Here is a 19,131-nt window from a genome sequence, read left to right on the forward strand (position 1 = left end):
GAGGATATCGGCCCTCTTGCCGATGACGAGGATCCTAATCGCTCTCGAAGCCATGCTCTCTCCTCCTTGGCGATCTGCCGCCGCGCCCTACTGGAACGCTTTCACGTGGCGTTCCAGCCATTCGTCGAACGTCCGCGCCCTGCGCCCGAGGAGCTGCTCGACGGCGGACGACGGCTCCTCTCCCTTCCCGGACCTGATCAACGCGAACGCCTCGAGCAAGGCGCGGATGAAGCCCTCGGGGAGCCTCGCCTTCACCATCGCCTCGCGGGCGGCGTCCTCGCTCACGTCGACGTACCTGAGCGGCCTGCCGATCGCGGCGCCGATCTTCGCCACCTGCTCCGCTGCGCTCAGCGCCTCCGGCCCGGTGAGCTCGTACTCCTTGCCTTCGTGCCCCGGCGAGGTCAGCGCCTTCACCGCGACCGCCGCGATGTCGCGCTCGTCGATGGGTCTCGTCCTGGCGTCGCCCAGGGGCTGGAACACCGCGCCTTGCGCCTTGATGGACGCGGCCCACCGGAGCGTGTTCGAGGCGAACCCTCCCGGCCGGAGCATCGTCCAGGCGACGCCCGACGCCTTGACCCTCGCCTCGGCCTCGCTGTGCCAGCGGGCGATCTGGACGTCGGGCGCGCGGGCGACGCTCGACGACGAGAGCAGCACGATGTGCTTCACGCCCGCCCTCTTCGCCGCGTCGGCCGCGTTGCCGGCGAGGTTCGGCAGGTCGCCGCCCACGCAGACCAGGAACGCCCTGTCCGCGCCCGCGAACGCGGCGTCGAGCGTCTCGGGCTTCGAGAGATCGCCCTTCACGACGTCGATGTCGCCGCCGAGCGCTCCCAGCCTCGCCGGATCGCGCACGAGCGCGCGGACCGGCTGGCCCGCCTCGACGAGCTGCTCGAGCACCGCACCGCCCACATTCCCTGTCGCTCCGGTCACCAGGATCATCTGCCGCTCCCTTTCATCGCGTTCACCTTCCATGGCGCACCGCGCTCGCCTCGTCGGCGGGCCGCGTCCGAAGAGCAGCGTGCAACGGAGCCTCCTGTATGTCGGATCTCACGCCAATGGGTTGGAATAACTCGGCTCGTTTGTCGCCTGTCCACCGTCCGCTTCCGAGCGGGAAGTGCTCTGTCGGCCGAGAACAATCGCCCGGCATGCTTGCCGCGATCACCTCCGTTTGTCGTATCGTGGGCGTCGTGCGGCCTAGCCCACCCGCCTCGCCCTCCCGTCTTCGCGAGTACCTGGCCATCCTCGCTGGCGCGCTGGCCGCGGCCGGCGCGTACCTCGGCGTCCTGGTCGGCGTCTTTCTGGAAGGCCGACCCGCCCTCCGCCGAGCGCCAGGGCCGTGAGCCGGCGGGTTTTCCGGGCCGCGCTGCTCGCCGCCGCGAGCGCGCTGCTCGCCGCGTGCGCGCCGCTGCCCGCGCCGCGTCTCTTCGCGGGGAGCCTCGATGTGCCGCTCCCGACCACGAGCGGCCGCATCGCCGTCATCGCCGATCTGCAGCGCACCTCGTACCTGGAGTTCTGGCGCGAGTCGAATGATCCCGAGCGCGCTGCGCTGGTGCAGGCGCTCGCCGCCGCTCGCCCCGACGCCGTGTTCGTGATCGGCGACCTGGTGTTCGACGGCGGCTCGGCGCGGCACTGGGCCGATCTCGACGCCCTGATGGCGCCGGTGCGCGACGCCGGGATCCCGGTGTTCGCGGCGTTCGGCAACCATGAGTACTGGGGCGGCCGCGACGGTGCGCGCCACCTCTTCGCGCGCTTCCCGCACCTCGGCGGGCGCCGCTGGTACGAGGTCGCCTATGGCCCCATCCGCGTCGTGGTCCTCGACAGCAACATCGACGAGCTCACCCCCGCGGAGTGGGACGCCCAGATCCGCTGGTACGAGGGCGCGCTCCGCCGCCTCGACGCCGATCCTTCAGCGCGCGCGGCGCTGGTGCTCGCGCACCATCCGCCCTACACGAACAGCACGGTGACGGGCGACGAGCCCCACGTGCAGCGCCACATCGTCCCGCCCTTCCACGGCTCCCGGAAGGCGCTGGCGCTGATCAGCGGCCACGTGCACAACCACGAGCGCTTCCAGCGCGGCGGAAAGCTCTTCATCGTGGCTGGCGGCGGCGGCGGCCCACGGGCCGCGCTCGCCCAGGGCGCGACCCGCCGTCACCCCGACGATCTCGCTCGCGGCGCGGCGCTCCGCCCGTTTCATTTTCTGCTGATCGCGCCCGCCCCGGAGGGCCTCGCCGTCGAGGTCCACGGGCTGCCCAAGGGCGGCAGCAAGGCCGTCGTCGTCGACCATTTCGTGATTCCCTGGCCGGCGCGCTGCGGCCCGCGCTACGCGGCCACGCCGAGGGTGCCGATCTCCTCGAACTCGCGGATCATCCGATCGAGCCCGCCCTCGTCGACGCGGAGGCCGAGCGCCGCCGCGGCGTGGACGAGGAGCTTCCGCTCCCGCAGCGACGCGACCTTGTCCACGGCCGCCGCGATCTCGAGCGCGCGCAGCAGCGGGGCGCGCGCGCCCTCCGGCACGCCGCGGAGGCGCTCGATCCAGGTGATGTCGTCGGCGAGGCGCTCGTTCAGGCCAGCGCGCGCCGGGGCCGGCAGCCGCCGCAGCACGGCCGCGAGCAGCGCGGACTCCTCCGGCGTGAGGCGGCCGTCGGCGGTGAAGATGAACCAGAGTCCGTCGAACAGCCGATCGAGGTGCGGGCGCAGCGTCTCGTCGCAGAGTGCCTCGTCGAGCGCGCACCGGTAACGCAGGTATCGACGCGCGGTATCCCCGAGGCGCCGGGTGACTACCCAGCTCGTGATCGACGACGAGGCGACCGAGAGCACGGGCACCAGGTTGCGCGCCACGCTCTCGCCGGCGAGCCGCGCCGCGAGCTGCTTCGCCACATCCGAGCCGCGCCCGCGCGCCGAGCGCACGAGCACGCCCGCTGGATCGTCCGAGTCCTGGGGGTGCTCCACGACGCCGAACGCGAGGGCGAGCAGCGCCCACACGTCGGCCGGCTCGTCCGGATCGAACCGGAGCCCGAAGAGATCCGCGAGCTCGCAGAGCATCTGCACGTGCAGGAGCAGCCGGAGCACCGTCTCACCACCGATCGCGAGCATGGCCGCAGGGATCGCCACGAGCCCGCCGAGCCCGTTCGTCTCGGCCGTGGCCACGGCCGCGCCGGTCGAGAGCGCCCCGGTGGCGCCGCCCGCGAGCGCCGAGCGGATGCAGGCGCGCCGGATGACCGCGCGCGCGTCGGTCGACTCCGTCACGCCGGTCGACTCTGCGATGATCGCGGGGCGAGGCCGCCGGTTGTAGCGGCGCACCGCGCGGGACAAGAGCTCCTCGAGCCATGCATCGACAGGGCGCCCGCCCACGCCTGCTTCGCTCGTCGCCTCGCTCAGCGGGAGCGCCGCGGCCCCCGCTGCGTCACCAGGATGCGCAGCCTCGTCGCCCATGGATCAGGGCGGTTCAAGATGCATTCCGCGCCCCGCGGGCGCCGAGGCCGAGCCCGTTCGCAGCCCTGCGGAGATCGGCCATTGCCTTGGTCGGGCCGATAAGGATTCACCTGCTCCCTCACCGAGCAGGAGAGCTCCTTCCGCTCACACGGCTCGACGAGCCAACTCAGCTCCAGGAGGCCCCGGCCGTCTGGGCCTGAACGGATGATCCGTGGTATGGGCGTCCTCGCCCTGCCTCCCGTCTCAGCATGTATACCGGAACTCAGGCGTTGATACGATGAAAAAACGCGTCTGCGGTGCCATCGTCGCCTCCGTCATCCACGCGGCCCGCGTGGTGGAAGGGAGAGAGACGATGCGAGTATTGCTGACGGGAGTGGGGACTCGCGGTGACGTGCAACCCGTGGTGGCCCTGGCCGTCGAGATGCGGCGTCGGGGGCACGATGTGAGGCTGTGCGTTCCGCCGAACTTCATCGACTGGGTGGGCGGCCTGGGCTTCACGGCGACCCCGATCGGCATCGCGATGCGGCAACCGAGCGGGGCCGCCGCGCCGGCCGCCCCGCCGACGCCGGAGCAGGTCCGCGCGCTGGTGGAGCACCTCGCGAGAGACCAGTTCGACGCGACCGCGTCGGCCGCCGAGGGGTGCGACGTGATCGTGGCCGGCGGAGCGCACCAGTACGCCGCGCGGTCCATCGGGGAACGGCTGGGCATCCCGTCCGTGGTCGCCGTGTACGCGCCGGTGGTCCTGCCGTCGCCGGACCATGCGCCCGGCGGTGAGCCCGGGGGCGACCCGGAATCGAACCTCCGACGCTGGCAGGACGAATCGCGGAGCTGGAACGAGCGCCTCCTCGAGCGGGTCAACGCCAATCGAGAGCGCCTTGGCCTGGGTCCGCTGAGCGACGTCTTCAGCCACATCCTGGGCAAGGCGCCGTGGCTCGCGACGGACTCGGTCCTTGGGCCGCTGCCGGCGACGCCCGGCCTGCAGGTCACGCAGACGGGAGCCTGGCTCCTTCCCGACCAGGCACCGCTCGTACCCGAGCTGGAAGCGTTCCTCGCCGCCGGCGAGCCGCCCGTCTACATCGGCTTCGGCAGCATGCCTGTCGACCAGCAGACCGGCCGCATGGTCATCGAGGCCGTGCGGGCTGCGGGGCGCCGGGTCGTGCTGTCGCAGGGGTGGGCCGAGCTCGGTCTCGTCGACGACGCCCCCGACGGCATCGCGATCGGCGACGTCAACCAGCAGGCGCTGTTCCCGAGGGTCGCCGCGGTGGTGCACCACGGCGGGGCGGGTACGACAACGACGGCGGCGCGCGCGGGCGTCCCGCAGGTGATCGTCCCGATGTTCGCCGATCAGCCCTACTGGGCCTCGCGCGTCCGGGCGCTCGGGCTCGGGACGTCCGTGGCCCATGGAGCGCTGAGCGCGGAGTCCCTTCTGGCCGCGCTGGAGGGCGCCCTCGACCACGGGGTCGCTGCCCGCGCGGCCGCGGGCGCGGGCGCCGTGGCGGTGGATGGAACGACCGTCGCCGCCGACCTCATCGAGCGGGCTTCCATGTGAAGCTCGGGTGATGGCCGCGTTCGTCGTGCCGTGTCAGCAGGTCGACCCGGGGTGATGCTCAGCTCGAACGAGCCGGCAGAGACATTGTTGTAGCTGTCGACGAAGATGTCGAGCGGAGTCCCCGCGGCCACATCCAGCGTGACCGACTCGGGGTCTCCGGCGTAGCCGGCGTCCAGGCAGTTGATCTCGGTCGCGCTCTCGCCGCAGTCCGTCCGCACGTGGAGAACGAGATCGGCGGATCCCGTCGGCGTCACGGTGATCGTCGCGCTGCCGTCCGCCTCGGGGGAATAGCGGTACACGAGCTCCGGGCCGTCGCCCGCGCATGTCGCCGTGAAGCCGCGCGTGCCCTCGGACGTGTCGCCCGTCACCGCCGCGGCCGTCACCGGCGCCGCGCCCGCGCACGCCGCCTCCGGGTCGAGCACACACGCGCTCGAGCACGTGTCGCCGTCCGCGGCATTGCCGTCGTCGCACTCCTCCGTGCCCACCCTCACCCCATCGCGGCAGGCCTGCTCCGCGAAGGTCACCTCGAGCGCATACTCCGGGTCCCTTTCACCGGTGTCATCGATGAAGAGGAAGCGCGTGTCCCCGGCCTCGACCAGGAGCTCGACCGCAAGCTCATCCGGGCCGAGCGCGACCGAGCAGCCGAGCAGCGTCGACGAGTCGTCGCAGCCCGTCCGGACGTACCAGTCGTAGCCGCCGCCCGCGGCGGACCTCGGGGCGAAGACGACCGCCCCCTTGGCCGGCGCCACGAACCGGAAGACCTTCTCCTTCACACCCACGCCGACCGCATATGTGCCGTTGGAGGCAGAGCAGATCGTGGCGAACACGTTCGTGCCGTCCTTGGTGCTGCCCGTGAACGCGCCGCCCGCCGACACGTCGATCGCCCCCGCGCACGCCGCGGCAATGCCGTCCACGCACACGTCGTGCTTGGAACAGTCGAGCTCCTCGCAGTCCTGCAGGACGTCCCCGTCGTCGTCCTCGTCGTTGTCGCACGCCTCGTCGAGGGAGCAGCGCTGCGTCTCGCCGTTGCAGGCGACATGGCACTGATCGTCGCTGTCGCAGCCGCCCACGCACGCCGCCGTCGCGCCGCTCTGGCCCACCGCGCGGCAGCTCCGCCCCGCGCCCGGACAGTCGGCCGCCTCTTCACAGGATCTGAAGCAGAGCGAGAAGTTGCTGCCAGTCGCTACACAGATCGACCCAGACTCGCACGGGGCGAGCGGCTCCGCGCAGAGCGCCGTACAGTAACCCCCCGCCCAGCCCAGGTCCGCCTCGATCAAGCAGAGTCCCCCGCTGCAATCCTCGTCGGCGGTGCACGGCTCGCCGTCCGCTCTCGGCTCCTCCGGCGCGCCGTCATCGCCGCCTTCGCCGCCCGCAGCGCCTTCACCCCCCGCGCCGGACGCCGCTCCCAGCGGCGACAGCTTTTCATCGTCATCGCCGCACGCGGCGAGCGCCAGCCACATCGTTGTCACCGCGGACAGGGAAGTGCCAAGTCGCATGTCTTGATTCTCCTCGTCCGGGGAGCGTAACGCCCTCGCAGCACGGTGTACGAAAGAACGTGTCACGAGACCGCAATGGCAGAATGGGAAATGGTTGCATTGGGGGCGAACTTTTTCGATGGCGAGCTTCGTCGGGCGCGGTGTGCCTCGGGCGACCCTGGCTCGTCACCCGGGTTACGGGTGGGCCGGAGAGCGATGAACTCCGGCGGAGAAAGGCGGTCCCATCCGTCCCGTGAGCGCAGCGGCCGATGGGAGGGTTGAGGCTGGAGAGAGGACGGTTCCGGAGCGCTCGGGAGCAACGGCGTGCCATGCGGAGCCGTTTCGCGCCGGGTCGCCAGAGACGCTCCAGCGCCATGCGATGGCCGCCCGAGCCGGGGTCGCCCCAACCCGGGTCGGGTTGCTGCGCTTCGTCAGCATGCGACGCGGCGGATCGGGCAGCTCCGCGCCGAGGTGGTTTTGTCGGCGACACGCCGCCCCGGCGCGAAAGAGAGCACGAGCGACGGGAGGATGAGCTTTCGTGAAACCACGCGCCGGCCGCCGCGTAGAGGTGGCATCTCCGCGCCGCCAACGCCGAACGCAGCGCCGTACGGGTCGCTCGCAGGCGTGCCGCTCGCCGCCGCGGCGCGGGGAGACGCCTGGCTGTGGACGCTTCTGCCCGCAGCGGGCCGTGTTTGGCCGGCGCCCCTGGCGCCTTCACGTGGGCCACGAGGCCCGAAAAGGACAATGACCATGAAGACGATCCGATTCGCGCTCTGCTCTCTCCCCCTCATGCTCGCCGCCTTCGCTGTCCCCGCGATCTCGGCGGCCGAGACCGGTCCGACCTCTGCCACGGGCGCCGTGCAGCTCGAGTCCACGGCCGTGGACGCGCCGGCGGAGCTCGGCGGCGCTGCGGACGATGCGAGTGGTGACGTGACCGACGCCGACGACGCCTCTCTGATGAGCACCGCCGCGCGCTCCGACCGTCCCAATGCCCCCGGCGTGAAGCTGTGCTGCGGAACGGCGGGGGACCACGGGGTCATCTGCTGGCGCTGCTGAGCGGGCGCCGGACGTCGGCGCGAGCTCCCGGCCACGGCACGCTGGCGCGCGATCGACCCGATCTCGTGCCAGCGTCCAGCGCCCGGCCAAAGCCGTGCGTCGAATCTCGACGTCGAGGTGCGCAGCGCCGACGCGTTGACGCGCACGGAGCCGCCGCGCAGCTGCGCATCTTCACCGCGCCGGCGTCTCGCTCTCGCCGTCGTCGAAGAACTCCATCCCTTCGTAGGCCTTGTCGCGGCAGGACGCGAGGCGCGTCCGGAGGTCGCCGACGTGGATCTCGAGCTTGTGTCCGTCCGGGTCTTCGAAATAGAGCGACGCCCCTTCGGAGCGGTTCTCTTTCCAGATCCGGGCGCCGCTCAGGCGAATGGCCTCTCCCAGGGAGGCGAAGCCCTGTGCGTCGACCGAGAACGCGAGGTGCGAGTCGTCGACCTGCCGCGCGGCGCGCGCGTCCAGCTCCAGACAGAGCCAGAGCGTCCCCAGCTCGAGATATGCGCCCCTGGCCCACTGTGCTCGCCGCTTGCCGCCGAGCACCTGGACGTAGAAATGCGCGGCGCGGTCGAGGTCTCGAACCGCGAGGGTCACGTGGTTGACGCCGCCGATCGCCATGGCTCCGGCAGCGTAGTCGATAATGGGGCTCGTGCGGGTGTGCCGGCAGGACGTCGAGGGTGACGAGAGCGGCTCGTCGGCGACGGTCGGCGTGAGCTCCAGCGGGGTGGGGCTGGCCATGATCTGTTGCCAAGTGAGCACGGCCAGCTAGGGTGCGGGCCCCAATGGACGGAAGGCGCGGATGAAGGACACCCTGTCGGCGGCGGAGGCCCGGCGCATCGCGCTGGCGGCGCAGGGCTTCCGGGCGGAGCGACCCGGGCCGGCGACGACGAAGCAGCAGCTCACCCGGCTGATCGAGCGGCTGGGCGTGGTGCAGATCGACAGCGTCAACGTCGTCTCGCGCACCCATTACCTGCCGGCCTTCTCGCGGCTGGGGGCCTATCCGCGGCCGATGCTGGAGGAGCTCGCGTGGGCGAGGAAGCGGCCGCTGTTCGAGTACTGGGCGCACGAGGCGTCGCTGTTGCCGCTCACCACCCAGCCGCTGCTGCGCTGGCGGATGGCCGACGCGCACGACGGGGTGGGCGTCTGGAAGGGTGTGGCGCGCTTCCTGCGCGAGCACCGGCAGGTGGTGAACCGGGCGCTGGAACAGATCCGCGAGCGCGGGCCGCTGGCCGCCTCGGAGCTCGAGATTGGCAAGAAGGGGCCCGGCGGCTGGTGGGGCTGGAGCGACGCCAAGCGGGCGGCCGAGTGCCTGTTCTGGATCGGCGAGCTGACGACCGCCACCCGGCGGGGGACGTTCGAGAGGGTGTATGGCCTGCCGGAGAGCGTGCTGCCCAGCGCGGTGATCGAGGCGCCGACGCCCGCGCGCGAGGACGCCCAGCGCGCGCTGATCCGCATCGCCGCCCGGGCCCTGGGCGTGGCGACCGAGCGGGACCTGCGGGACCATTTCCGCATGGGGGTCGCCGAGACGAAGGCGCGGGTCACCGAGCTCGTCGAAGCCGGTGAGCTGATCCCCGTGGGCGTGAAGGGCTGGCGGGAGCCGGCCTTCCTCGATCCCGCCGCCCGGCGGCCGCGGCGGATCGAGGCCTGCGCGCTGCTCTCGCCCTTCGACAACCTGATCTGGTTCCGCGAGCGCACCGAGCGGATGTTCGGCGTGCGGGTGCGGCTCGAGATCTACACCCCCGCGGCGAAGCGGACCCACGGCTATTACGTGCTGCCGTTCCTCGAGGGCGACGCGATCACCGCGCGGGTGGACCTGAAGGCCGATCGCAAGGCGGGCGTGCTGATCGTGCAGGCAAGCCACGCCGAGCCCTGGGCGGGCGCCGAGACGCCGGAACGGCTGGCGGGCGAGCTGCGGACCATGGCCGCGTGGCTGGGGCTGGAGCGCGTGCGGGTGGAGCCGAGGGGCGACCTGGCCGAGCGGCTGGCGGGGGCGCTGTCGGGCAGATAGCCACCAACAACACGCTGCGTGTGCCCCGGCGCCCAGAGGGCGATCTTCACACATCTCTCTAGGTGGGTCGGGTCGCCGCCGGAGATCGCTTCAAGGCGCGCGGAAGATCGCGCAACCCCGAGAGCCACGCTCGTCGGGCCCGTGCCTTGGTGTCGGGACGCACGCAGATCACACGGCGTGACAACTCGAGGGAGGTGCCCGGAATTGAAGAGGAGGACACGGCTGCTCCGGCTCCTGCGGGCCCCACGCATGAGCTTGGCATACCGCCTGGAGAGCGAGCATGTCCAGCGTGGCTGTAACCACCCGAGAGACGACCCGATGCCCTCCGTGACCCATGAAGCCCTGGTGGAGCTGTTCAAGAACCGGCCGACGCTGGCCGCCGAGATGCTGCACGACGCGCTCGGCCAGCCGGTCCCGACCTTCACGGAGGCGCGCGTCGAGTCCTCCGATCTTGCCGAGATCGTTCCCTCGGACCGCCGCGCGGACGTCGTTGTCGTGCTGCTGGTCGGCGAGCAGCAGCGGCCCGCGATGGCCATCGTCGTCGAGGTCCAGCTCGGCGTGGACCCGGACAAGCCGTACGTCTGGCCCGTGTATGTCACCCAGACGAGGGCCCGGCACCGCTGCCCGACGTGGCTGCTCGTCGTGACGATCGATGCGGGGATCGCGCGGTGGTGCGCGCGACCCATCGACGCGGGCCACCCCGGCTTGACGCTGACGCCGCTGGTGCTCGGGCCGGCGGGCGTCCCGGTTGTCACCGATGCCGAGCAGGCGAGGGCGGCGCCCGAGGTGGTCGTGCTCTCGGCCATGGCGCACGGGCAGGGCGAGGCGGGGGAGGCGATCGGCGTGGCGTTTCTGGCGGCGGCGGCCGGGCTCGATGAGGAGCGCCGCGCCGTCTACGGGGACCTGGTGCTATCCTCGCTGAACGCAGCGGCGAGGCGGATGTTGGAGGCGATGATGAAGAGCGGATACGAGTTTCAGAGTGACTTCGCGCGCAGCTACGTGGCGAAGGGCGTGGAAAAGGGTGTGGAGAAGGGCCGGGAGCAGGGGCGGCAGGAGGGGCTCCTCGAAGCGAAGGCGCACGCCGTACTCGCCGTCCTTGAGGCCCGCGGGGTGGAGGTCCCTGCCGAGGTCCGGGAGCGCGTCCTCGCGAGCACGGATATCGCCGAGCTGGACCGCTGGATCCGCCGCGCTGCATCCGTCGGCGACGCCAGGGAGCTGCTCGCAATGACCGGCTTCTGAGCGCGCATGGCCTTCGGAAGCCGTCGGGCGAACGTGTCCCGTTCCGCCCGAGCCCCAATCTTGGCGTCCTGTCCCAACTCGGCCGAGGGCTCACCCGGTGAGCGTGCTGGTCTGCGCGAGGTCGACGGTGACGTCGATGTCCGCGGAGTAGAGCTCCTTAGTCGCGCTGGGCGCCTACCCAGCCCTGGCGAGCGAACCGCCGCAGCCGCGCGATCTTTTCGGGCTTGAGCGGGGGCGAGAGCGTCACGCCCAGCGTGTCGGCCACCTCGCGGACGCTCGGCGGTCTGGCCGGTCTGTCGCTGCTCGGCGTCGTAGTGGGGCTTAAGCTCTTCTTCTTCTTCTTCGGGAGGCCATGGAGTCCTCATGGCCTCGGTCAAATCACAGAACGATTCACGCTCGATCGGACGTAGGCGATCGAACGCGGCGAACGCGGCTGTTCGGATCAGTGCGCGAAGCCGCCCGTCAGCTCGACGCATTGGACATTCAGCCATCCCATCTCGGGGGCGCAACGAGCGGCAGGAGCCTCTGCGAGAAGAAGACGCCCTTCAGGTGGACGTTCGAGAGCGCGTCAAACTGCGCCTCACAGCCAGCCTGCGGGCGTTCGACGCTCCTTCACCGCGTGCGCCTCACCGCGCCGGAGCGGGCAAGCGGCTTTGCGCTCTTCCCCTCCAGCGATCCGACGACGTTCGCCACGACGTCGCGGACGAATCGCCCCGCCGGATCGTCGTCGGTGGCGCGCGACCACAAGAGCTCGAGCCGCGCGCCCTCGAGAGAGAACGGCACCGGGACCGCGCGCAGATGCGGCCGCGCCCGGATGAGGTGGCCAGCGAGCAACGACGGCACCGTGGCCACGAGGGGAGAGCCCTCGACGAGGTCCGCGATGTAGCCGAAGGAGTGCACGGAGACGCGGACCGTCCTGGCTTTGCCCAGCGCGTCTTCCACGATGCCTCGCGTGTCGCCGGCGTACGAGACGACGATATGCTCCTGGGCGAAGTAAGCGCGCTCGGTGAGCGGGCGTGGGAGCTTGGCGAAGCGCGCGTCATACAGGCAAACGAACGCCTTCGGCCCGCTCGGGTGTGCGGTGAGCGGCTGGCGGAGGATGGATTTCGGCAGCTCGTCCGCCACGGTGACGGCGAAGTCGATCTTGCTCGAGAGCAGGCTCTCCTCGACGGTCCGGAATTGCACGGGCAGCACGATGAACTGCATGCGCGGCGCCTCGGCGCGGAGCTGGGCTATCAACCTCGGGAGGATCACGGACTCGAGCCCGTCGGCGAGCCCGAACCGGATCGTGGCGGTCGAGAGCTTCGGATCGAAGCGCGGCGCCGCCGTCGCGGCGGCGATGAGCGGCTCCAGGTGCGCGCGCGCTGCCGTGAGCAGCTCGGCGCCGCGCGCCGTCAGCGCGACGCCGCGACCCTGACGGGTGATGAGCTCGGCGCCGACGAAGGTCGCGAGCCGCCGCATCGAGGCGCTCACGGCCGGCTGCGTCACGTAGAGGCGCGACGCAGCGCGCGTGAGGCTCCCTTCCTCCGCGACCACCATGAACACGCGGAGCAGGTTCAGGTCGAGATCGCGGCCATAACCATCGTTTATGTTCCCCATCACGACTATCCATTAGCATTTGTGTTTGCTCCGCCGTACTCCTTTTCGTGGGTCGCGGCGCCGGCGGAGGCGTCGAACGCGTGAACGCTCCCTCGGAGCTCGAAGCAGAGGTCCAGTCATGAAACTCCAAGGCAACACCATCCTCATCACCGGTGGAAGCGGCGGCATCGGCTTCGAGCTCGCGTCGCAGCTCCTCCGCCGCGGCAACACGGTCATCGTGACAGGCCGCGACCAAGACGCGCTCGACGCCGCGCGGCGGAGGCTGCCTGGGCTACGGACCCTCCGGAGCGACGTGCGAGACCCGCACGCGATCGCGGCCCTCCACGAGCACGTGATGAAGGACTTCCCCGCGATGAACGTCCTCATCAACAACGCAGGGATCATGCGCAAGGTCAACCTGCAGACCTTCGGCGCCGATCTCCAGGGCATCACGGAGGAGATCGAGATCAACCTGAGCGGCTCGATCCGGATGGTGATGCAGTTTCTCCCGCACCTCAAGGCCCAGACCCGCGCGGCGATCGTCAACGTGTCGTCGGGGCTCGCCTTCAACCCTTACCCGATCGCCCCGATCTACGGCGCGACGAAGGCGGGGATCCACTCGTTCACGCAGTCGCTGCGCGTCCAGCTCAAGAAGACGAACGTCAAGGTCTTCGAGCTGGCACCTCCGGCGGTGGACACGCCCCTGAACCACACGTTCGCCGACGAGCTCCGGGGCACGCCGCTCATGAGCGTCGCGAAGCTCGTCGATGAGGCCCTGAAGGGGCTCGAGAGAGACCGCCCGGAGATCCGCGTCGGCTTCGCGAACGTCTCCAAGCTCATGAGCCGCATCGCGCCGGGCTTCATCCTCAAGCAGCTCAGCAAGCCGGTCGATCAGATGCTCGCGCAGATGAAGCAGCTGAGCAGCTAAAAGCCCATGGATGGATGTTGCACGGGGCAGGCGGGCCGAGGCGTCCTCGCCGGCGCTGCGCGAGCCTGGTGCATCGGCCGCCGCGTCACGGAGGGCCGGGAAGGAGCACGCGATGATGACGGAAGCACGAAGCGGCCGAGAGGGCCGCTCTTCGACCTCGAAAGAACCCTACGCGGCGGGCGCCGTGACCTCCAGGGACGGCACCACGATCGGCTACCGCCGGATCGGCCGAGGTCCCGGCGTCATCCTGGTGCAAGGAGCGATGGGGACCGCCGCCAACTACGACCAGCTCGCGAGGGCCTTGGCCAACGACTTCACGGTCTACGTCCCTGACCGGCGGGGGCGGGGCATGAGCCCGCGGGAGTACGACGCCGGGCACTCCATCGAGAGAGAGGTCGAGGATCTCGAGGGCCTCCTCTCGCGAAGCGGCGCCCGGCTCGTGTTCGGGCTCAGCTCGGGAGCGATCATCACGCTCGAGGCCGCGCGCGCCTTGCCCTCCGTCCGCAAGGCGGCGGTCTACGAGCCCCCGTTTTATCTCGAGGGAGTGCCCCTCGAGGAGATCGCTCGCTTCAACGACGAGATCCGCCGCGGACAGCTGGCCTCGGCGCTCGTCACGGTGAGCAACATCGTGCGTCTCGCCCCGGGGTTCCTCGCCGTGGTCCCGCGCCCGCTGCTCACGCTGGCGACGAGGGGATTTCTCCGCCTGGACGACAGGAGGGGCTCAGGGCAGTACGCGCCGGTGCGCGAGTTGCTGCCGGCGATGCGCTTCGATTTCAAGATGGTCGTCGACAGGGGAGAAAGCAACACCTCGTTCAAGGCTGTCGAAGCCGAGATCCTCCTGCTCGGAGGCACGAAGAGCCCGAGGTACCTGAAGAACGCCCTCGATGCGCTGGAGACGATCCTCCCCAGGGTCCAGCGGACGGAGCTCGAAGGCGTCGGTCACGAGGCTCCCTGGAACGCCGATCGGGGAGGGAGCCCCGAGATCGTCGCGCGATCCCTGCGCGGGTTTTTCATGGAAGGCCGCGCCTGAGCTCAGCGAGACACTCTTCCGACCCACTCGCCAGAAGCTGTGACATGCCGGCCTCACGAACACTCGGTCGCCGGCGCCCACGCACCTGGGGCAAGCGAGCTGCGGCACCGGCATATACCAGTCGAACATCCTCATGATGAAAACCTGTCAATGAGGTCGGTCCGCCCAACCGCGCGGCGGTGCGCTGCCGCGCCGCGGGCGGGGTCGGCACCAGCGCTCTGTCGGCCGCACCTTTCGTGGCATCTTGAACGGTTCGCGACGGCGCCCGGGTCGGTTGTGACCGGCTCGGCGGGCAGCCCGGCAGCGCCTCGCGCAGCCGCGCGGTCGGCTCGGGCTTGAGCGGCGGCGGGAGCGTCACGCCCCGCATGTCGGCCACCCAGGGCCACCGTCCGGCGCAGCGGGGCCCGGCGTCGCCCCCGGCGCCGATCTGTGTCAGGATGCGGCCGGATCATCGCATGGGAAACCACCTGGAGCGGGTCGTCGGGGTGCTCAACGGCGTCCTCGGCGACTACCTGAAGCGGACAAGCAACGGCCTCGCGACCGCGATGCAGCTCGTCCGCGACGGGCACCCCGTGCCGCTTGCCAGGGCATTTCCCGCGGCCGTCTCTGCCCAGGCCATGCCCCGCGTCGTCGTGCTCGTGCACGGGCTGATGAGCACCGAGGAAGTCTGGACGATGCCGGACGGCGAGACCTACGGATCGCTCCTTGCGCGCGACCTCGGCTACACGCCGTTTTATGTGCGGTACAACAGCGGCCTCCGTGTCTCCGAGAACGGCGAGGCCCTGGATGCCCTCCTCGAACAGCTCGTCTGCGCCTATCCTGTTGCCGTGGAGGAGCTGGTCCTCATCGGCCACAGCATGGGCGGCCTCGTCGCGCGAAGCGCCGCGCACGTGGCCAGCGACAAGGATCGACGGTGGCTGCCCCTCGTCAAGCGGGCCTTCTATCTCGGCACACCGCACCTCGGCGCCCCCCTGGAGCGCTTTGGCAACGTGGTCACGTGGGCGCTCGCGAGCATCGACAATCCGTACACGAAGCTCATCGCCGACATCGTCGACCTCCGCAGCGGCGGGATGAAAGACCTGGCGTATGCCAATCTCCGCCGCGAGGACTGGGAGGGCGCCAGCGCGAACGCCCTGCTCCAGAATCGCCGCCATCCCGTGCCCCTGCTCCCCCACATTCGCCATCATCTCATCGCCGGCGCGCTCACGGCCGACCCGAGGCTCTCCCTCCTGTTCGGGGACGCGATGGTCTCGCTGCGGAGCGCCACGGGGCGGGCGGTCGTCGAGGACCGGTGCTCGCCCTTCCCTCAGGAGCACGCGCGGATCATGCCGTCGCTCGGACACCTGCGCCTGGCGCACGACCCGGACGTCTACGCGCAGATCCGCGCGTGGTGCGAGGAGGCGGTGTGATGGACCGGTGGCGCGGCTTGAAGGACCTCGTAGAGGACGCGGTCGACCAAGGCTCCCGGCGCGTGGAGCGCCTCCAGAAGCACGCGGCGAAGCTGCCCTTCGACCTGCTGGAGCAGATTCCCCCGATCAAGGCGCCCGTGAGGGGGATCCGGCTCATCCACGATACGACGCTGTCCGGCGTCCACGGGGCGATCCGCCTCGTCAACCGCGCTGTGGGGGGAGCGGTGGATGTGGTCCTCTTTCTCGTGGAGCAGAAGGCACGGCCGGGGGAGTCGCCGGCCGGCAGCGCGGGCGCCACGCCGGACGCGCCCTCCGGGAGCTCGGACGACAAGGTGATCTGAGCCCGGCATCGGACGCGGATGTCGCCGGCGAACTTCACCCAGCTCCCGCGGCTTGCCGAGATCATGCCGGTGCAGCTGTTCTTTACATTGAACCTGGGCTGGGAGCTTTCGCCATGAACACCCGCAGGCGGCTCGGAGACGTCAAGCCCGGCGCGTGTTCGCCGCGCCGCCGGCCTGTGCTGGGCGCGTGTTCGCCGCGCCGCCCGCCTGTGCTGGGCGCGTGTTCGCCGCGCCGCCGGCCTGTGCTGGGCGCGTGTTCGCCGCGCCGCCGGCCTGTGCTGGGCGCGTGTTCGCCGCGCCGCCGGCCTGTGCTGGGCGCGTGTTCGCCGCGCCGCCCGCCTGTGCTCCCTGAGCGTTCCGGCGCGCGCGGTCTCGCGGGCCGCTCGGTAGAATCACCACCTCGACCTTGCGAGGCGGGGACGACACGCCCCGCATGCTCAGCCCCTGCGTCTCACGGCGGCGGCGCTCGTCGTGGTTGGCATCGCTGATGAGCCCCAGGACCGCTTCGGTATCGACCCGCCCCGAAGACGCCCGGAAACGGCCGCTCAGCCGTGTCTCGGGCGTGAGCTGGCTGCACGCGTAGAGCTCCCACATCTCCTGCGCGTAAGGGCGGGGCTGTCGATTGGGAGCGAACCGAGAGAGGAAGCGCTGGAGGTTGTCGACGTCGCGCAGCAGCAGCTTTCGCGCGTTCTGATTGCTGGAAGCGTCCACCGCCTGCGGGAAATCGATGATGACCGGCCCGTCCGCCCCCATCAGCACGTTGAAGTCGGACAGATCGCCGTGCACGACCCCGGCGCTCAGCATCCGGACCGCTTCTGCCAGCAATCGGTCGAAGACCCTCACCGCGTCGTCGGGGTTCAGTCTCACCTCGGCGAGCCGCGGGGCCGGGCTGCCGTCGGCGCCGGTGATGAGCTCCATGATCAGCACACCGTCGATGAAATGGTGGGGTACCGGGACGCGCACCCCCGCGTCGCGCAGGCGGAAGATCATGTCCACCTCGGTCGATCTCCAGGCGGCTTCGTCCTGCGCGCGACCATGGCGCGAGCGCTTGTTGATCGCGCGCTGATCGCGGCTGTTGCGCACCTTGCGCCCCTCCGTGTACTCCGCCCGGTTCTTGAAGGTCCGGTCCTGCGCCTCTTTGTAGACCTTGGCCACCCGAAGCTCGCCGCCGGAGCGCACCAGGAAGACCTCCGCTTCCTTGCCGCTCATCAGCGGGCGCACGACCTCCTCGATGAGCCCTTCGTCGGCCAGAGACATCAGGCTGCTGGGAATTCGCATCTCGTTCTTGCTTCTCCGCCGGGGATCGTTCGCGGCCTTTTAGCCACACCCCCTGGGACGCCGCAACTGGATTGGTCCTCCCGCTTCCGCGGACACCCCGGACCACACCAGGGAGCAGGAATGGGACGGTGAAAGAGGAGGGCGTTCACGCCCGAGTCGAAGGCGGAGGTGTTACGGCTGGTGAAGGTGGGCGACCGGAGCATCGGCCAGGTGGCGACGGACCTCGACCTGACCGAGACGGCGCTGCGCGGCTGGATCAGGCGCGCGGAGGGGATAAGACGAACAAGGACGATCGCGGGGAGCAGGGGCAACAGCTGCGAAGTTGCCGACCTGCACCCACGCGCCGCCTCCGGCGACCGCCTGCGCGCCGGCGTCCTCGCCCTCACCTGGGCCCCGGCATCGTGAGCCAGGCGCCCGACCTCGGACGGCGCAGGAGCAGGCCCTCGCCCCGGCCGCAACCGCGCTCTCGTGGTAGGGTCGGCCATGAGCACCGGCGTGCTGCCGCACCACCTGGATCCCGCCCGCAACACACCGGAGGTCGAGGCAGCATTCGCGGCGGTGCCGCCCGAGCAGGTGGCAGAGATCCTCGACGGGGAGCTCTTCACCTTTCCGCGGCCCGGTCGCCCCCACACGCGCAGCGCGTCACGCCTGACGATGAAGCTCGGCAGCGCCTTCGATCTCGGCGATGGAGGGCCCGGCGGCTGGGTGCTCCTGGATGAGCCGGAACTCCACCTTGGGCCGCGGCCTGACAAGGTGGTGCCCGATCTCGCAGGGTGGAAGCGGGAGCGCATGCCGGACGCCCTCGGGGACGAGGACACGCCGGCGCACTACGACGTCCCTCCGGACTGGGTGTGCGAGGTGATCTCGCCGCGTACAGAGCGCGTCGACCGGGGGAAGAAGATGCGGATTTACCGGCGCGAAGGTGTCGGGCACGTGTGGCTGCTCAGCCCCTTGCTGCGAACGCTCGAGGTGTACCGACTCGAGGGCGGACGGTGGGTGCTGCTCGAGACCTACGAGGAAGACGCGAAGGTGAGGGCCGAGCCCTTCGATGCGGTGGAGCTCGATCTGGCGGCGATCTGGATCAGATGATCGATCGCAGGCCAGCGCGTCCCATCGGGAGTGGACATCGATCGAGCCCGTGGTGCTGCGCGCGCTGAGCCTCGGTTGCTCCCCGCCTGGGACGACGCGCCCCCGGAGCTCCAGGTCGACCTCGCCCGCCTCGACACGATGGACGAGCAGACGCGCTGTCCGATCACGAAGAGCGCTCGAACGACCGGAGCTGGGCTACCGTGATCGCCATGAACCTCGCCGGAATCGCCCACATCCAGCTCTCGGTCACGGACTTCCCGCGCAGCCGCGCGTTTTACCGCGCGCTGTGCGAGCACTTCGAGATGCAGTGCCAGTACGACGATCCGGGCAGCGAGAGCGAACGGCCCATGCTCTATTACATCGGCGGCAAGACCGGCCTGTTGATTCGCCCCGTGAACCCCGAGCACGCCGGCGCCCGCTTCCACCAGTACAAGCCCGGGCTGCACCACCTGTGCTTCCGCGCCCGCAGCCGCGAGGATATCGACGCATTCCACGAGTTCTTCGAGAGCACGCTGGCCGCGCTCGGCGGCAAGCTCGTGCAGGCGCCGCAGGACGGTGCGTGGGCGGCAGGTTACTACTCGATCGTGTTCGAGGATCCGGACGGCATCCGGCTCGAGATCAACCACGTCCCCGGCAAGGGCAACCTGTCCGAGGGCGTCGAGCTTCCGCTGCCTGCGCGCGTCCCGGGGGGCGTGCCCGAGCAAGCGTGAGGCGGCGCTGTCTCCCTCCGCCTT

Annotated in this window: 15 protein-coding genes and 4 pseudogenes; 12 read left to right on the top strand and 7 right to left on the bottom strand. The window is 70.5% G+C overall.

The genetic code is table 11. The features are described 5' to 3' along the window. Positions 1-87: 87 nt before the first annotated feature. Positions 88-936, bottom strand: coding sequence for an SDR family oxidoreductase (locus WME82_RS48565; protein ID WP_438040888.1), 849 nt, complete (start codon positions 934-936; stop codon positions 88-90). A gap of 502 nt (positions 937-1,438) precedes the next feature. Here WME82_RS48565 and WME82_RS48570 point away from each other — a divergent pair. Then, positions 1,439-1,993 (top strand): annotated as a pseudogene (locus tag WME82_RS48570) (metallophosphoesterase family protein); the annotation flags it as partial. Here WME82_RS48570 and WME82_RS48575 read toward each other — a convergent pair. Both WME82_RS48575 and WME82_RS48580 read right to left on the bottom strand, forming a co-directional pair. Then, on the bottom strand, positions 1,904-2,281 hold the full coding sequence (locus tag WME82_RS48575) for a hypothetical protein (protein ID WP_438045032.1): 378 nt from the start codon (positions 2,279-2,281) through the stop codon (positions 1,904-1,906). The pseudogene WME82_RS48570 and the gene WME82_RS48575 sit on opposite strands and share 90 nt — an antisense overlap. Before the next feature lie 35 nt (positions 2,282-2,316). Next, on the bottom strand, positions 2,317-3,429 hold the full coding sequence (locus WME82_RS48580) for a hypothetical protein (protein WP_438045033.1): 1,113 nt from the start codon (positions 3,427-3,429) through the stop codon (positions 2,317-2,319). Between the two features lie 352 nt (positions 3,430-3,781). Between WME82_RS48580 and WME82_RS48585 the strand changes: the two genes are divergently transcribed. Then, entirely contained in the window at positions 3,782-4,978 is a 1,197-nt protein-coding gene (locus tag WME82_RS48585) for a glycosyltransferase (protein ID WP_438045009.1), read from the top strand. A gap of 422 nt (positions 4,979-5,400) precedes the next feature. On the opposite strand, the pseudogene WME82_RS48590 reads toward WME82_RS48585, so the two are convergent. After that, positions 5,401-6,474: pseudogene (locus WME82_RS48590) on the bottom strand (hypothetical protein); the annotation flags it as partial. A 729-nt stretch (positions 6,475-7,203) separates the two neighbouring features. Between WME82_RS48590 and WME82_RS48595 the strand changes: the two are divergent. Next, positions 7,204-7,509: a hypothetical protein gene (locus WME82_RS48595; RefSeq protein WP_438040889.1), complete on the top strand. Its 306-nt coding sequence runs from the start codon at positions 7,204-7,206 to the stop codon at positions 7,507-7,509. 171 nt (positions 7,510-7,680) lie between these two features. On the opposite strand, the gene WME82_RS48600 is transcribed toward WME82_RS48595, so the two are convergent. Then, positions 7,681-8,115 carry a fosfomycin resistance glutathione transferase gene (locus tag WME82_RS48600; protein ID WP_438045010.1) on the bottom strand — a complete coding sequence of 145 codons (435 nt, stop codon included), beginning with the start codon at positions 8,113-8,115 and terminating at the stop codon, positions 7,681-7,683. A gap of 181 nt (positions 8,116-8,296) precedes the next feature. On the opposite strand from WME82_RS48600, the gene WME82_RS48605 reads away from it, so the two are divergent. Then, positions 8,297-9,505, top strand: coding sequence for a winged helix-turn-helix domain-containing protein (locus tag WME82_RS48605; RefSeq protein ID WP_438040890.1), 1,209 nt, complete (start codon positions 8,297-8,299; stop codon positions 9,503-9,505). A 318-nt stretch (positions 9,506-9,823) separates the two neighbouring features. Then, positions 9,824-10,744: a hypothetical protein gene (locus WME82_RS48610; RefSeq protein ID WP_438040891.1), complete on the top strand. Its 921-nt coding sequence runs from the start codon at positions 9,824-9,826 to the stop codon at positions 10,742-10,744. Between the two features lie 612 nt (positions 10,745-11,356). On the opposite strand, the gene WME82_RS48615 is transcribed toward WME82_RS48610, so the two are convergent. Then, the gene (locus tag WME82_RS48615) at positions 11,357-12,343 is read right to left on the bottom strand and encodes a LysR family transcriptional regulator (RefSeq protein ID WP_438040892.1); all 987 of its coding nucleotides are present in this window, start codon (positions 12,341-12,343) and stop codon (positions 11,357-11,359) included. Positions 12,344-12,461: 118 nt separating this feature from the next. Between WME82_RS48615 and WME82_RS48620 the strand changes: the two genes are divergently transcribed. The 4 genes from WME82_RS48620 to WME82_RS48635 all read left to right on the top strand — a co-directional run bounded on the left by WME82_RS48620 (position 12,462) and on the right by WME82_RS48635 (position 16,030). Beyond that, positions 12,462-13,250: an SDR family oxidoreductase gene (locus WME82_RS48620; protein ID WP_438040893.1), complete on the top strand. Its 789-nt coding sequence runs from the start codon at positions 12,462-12,464 to the stop codon at positions 13,248-13,250. Between the two features lie 112 nt (positions 13,251-13,362). Continuing rightward, positions 13,363-14,280, top strand: a complete 918-nt coding sequence (locus tag WME82_RS48625) for an alpha/beta fold hydrolase (RefSeq protein ID WP_438040894.1) — start codon at positions 13,363-13,365, stop codon at positions 14,278-14,280. 455 nt (positions 14,281-14,735) lie between these two features. Beyond that, positions 14,736-15,689, top strand: a complete 954-nt coding sequence (locus WME82_RS48630; RefSeq protein WP_438040895.1) for an esterase/lipase family protein — start codon at positions 14,736-14,738, stop codon at positions 15,687-15,689. Further along, a complete protein-coding gene (locus WME82_RS48635; RefSeq protein WP_438040896.1) occupies positions 15,689-16,030 on the top strand; it encodes a hypothetical protein in 342 nt (113 codons plus the stop codon). The genes WME82_RS48630 and WME82_RS48635 overlap by 1 nt, the downstream gene beginning before the upstream one ends. 384 nt (positions 16,031-16,414) lie before the next feature. On the opposite strand, the pseudogene WME82_RS48640 reads toward WME82_RS48635, so the two are convergent. Continuing rightward, a pseudogene (locus tag WME82_RS48640) lies at positions 16,415-17,308 on the bottom strand (PA4780 family RIO1-like protein kinase); the annotation flags it as partial. A gap of 132 nt (positions 17,309-17,440) precedes the next feature. Here WME82_RS48640 and WME82_RS48645 point away from each other — a divergent pair. The 3 genes and pseudogenes from WME82_RS48645 to WME82_RS48655 form a co-directional block, all read left to right on the top strand. Then, positions 17,441-17,578, top strand: a pseudogene (locus tag WME82_RS48645) (transposase); the annotation flags it as partial. Between the two features lie 213 nt (positions 17,579-17,791). After that, positions 17,792-18,397, top strand: coding sequence for a Uma2 family endonuclease (locus WME82_RS48650; protein WP_438040897.1), 606 nt, complete (start codon positions 17,792-17,794; stop codon positions 18,395-18,397). A 209-nt stretch (positions 18,398-18,606) separates the two neighbouring features. Beyond that, complete coding sequence (locus tag WME82_RS48655; RefSeq protein ID WP_437743232.1) at positions 18,607-19,107, top strand: VOC family protein; 501 nt, start codon at positions 18,607-18,609, stop codon at positions 19,105-19,107. Positions 19,108-19,131: the final 24 nt, after the last annotated feature.

Source organism: Sorangium sp. So ce128 (assembly GCF_051525245.1).
In the GTDB taxonomy this organism is placed as follows: domain Bacteria; phylum Myxococcota_A; class Polyangia; order Polyangiales; family Polyangiaceae; genus Sorangium; species Sorangium cellulosum_B.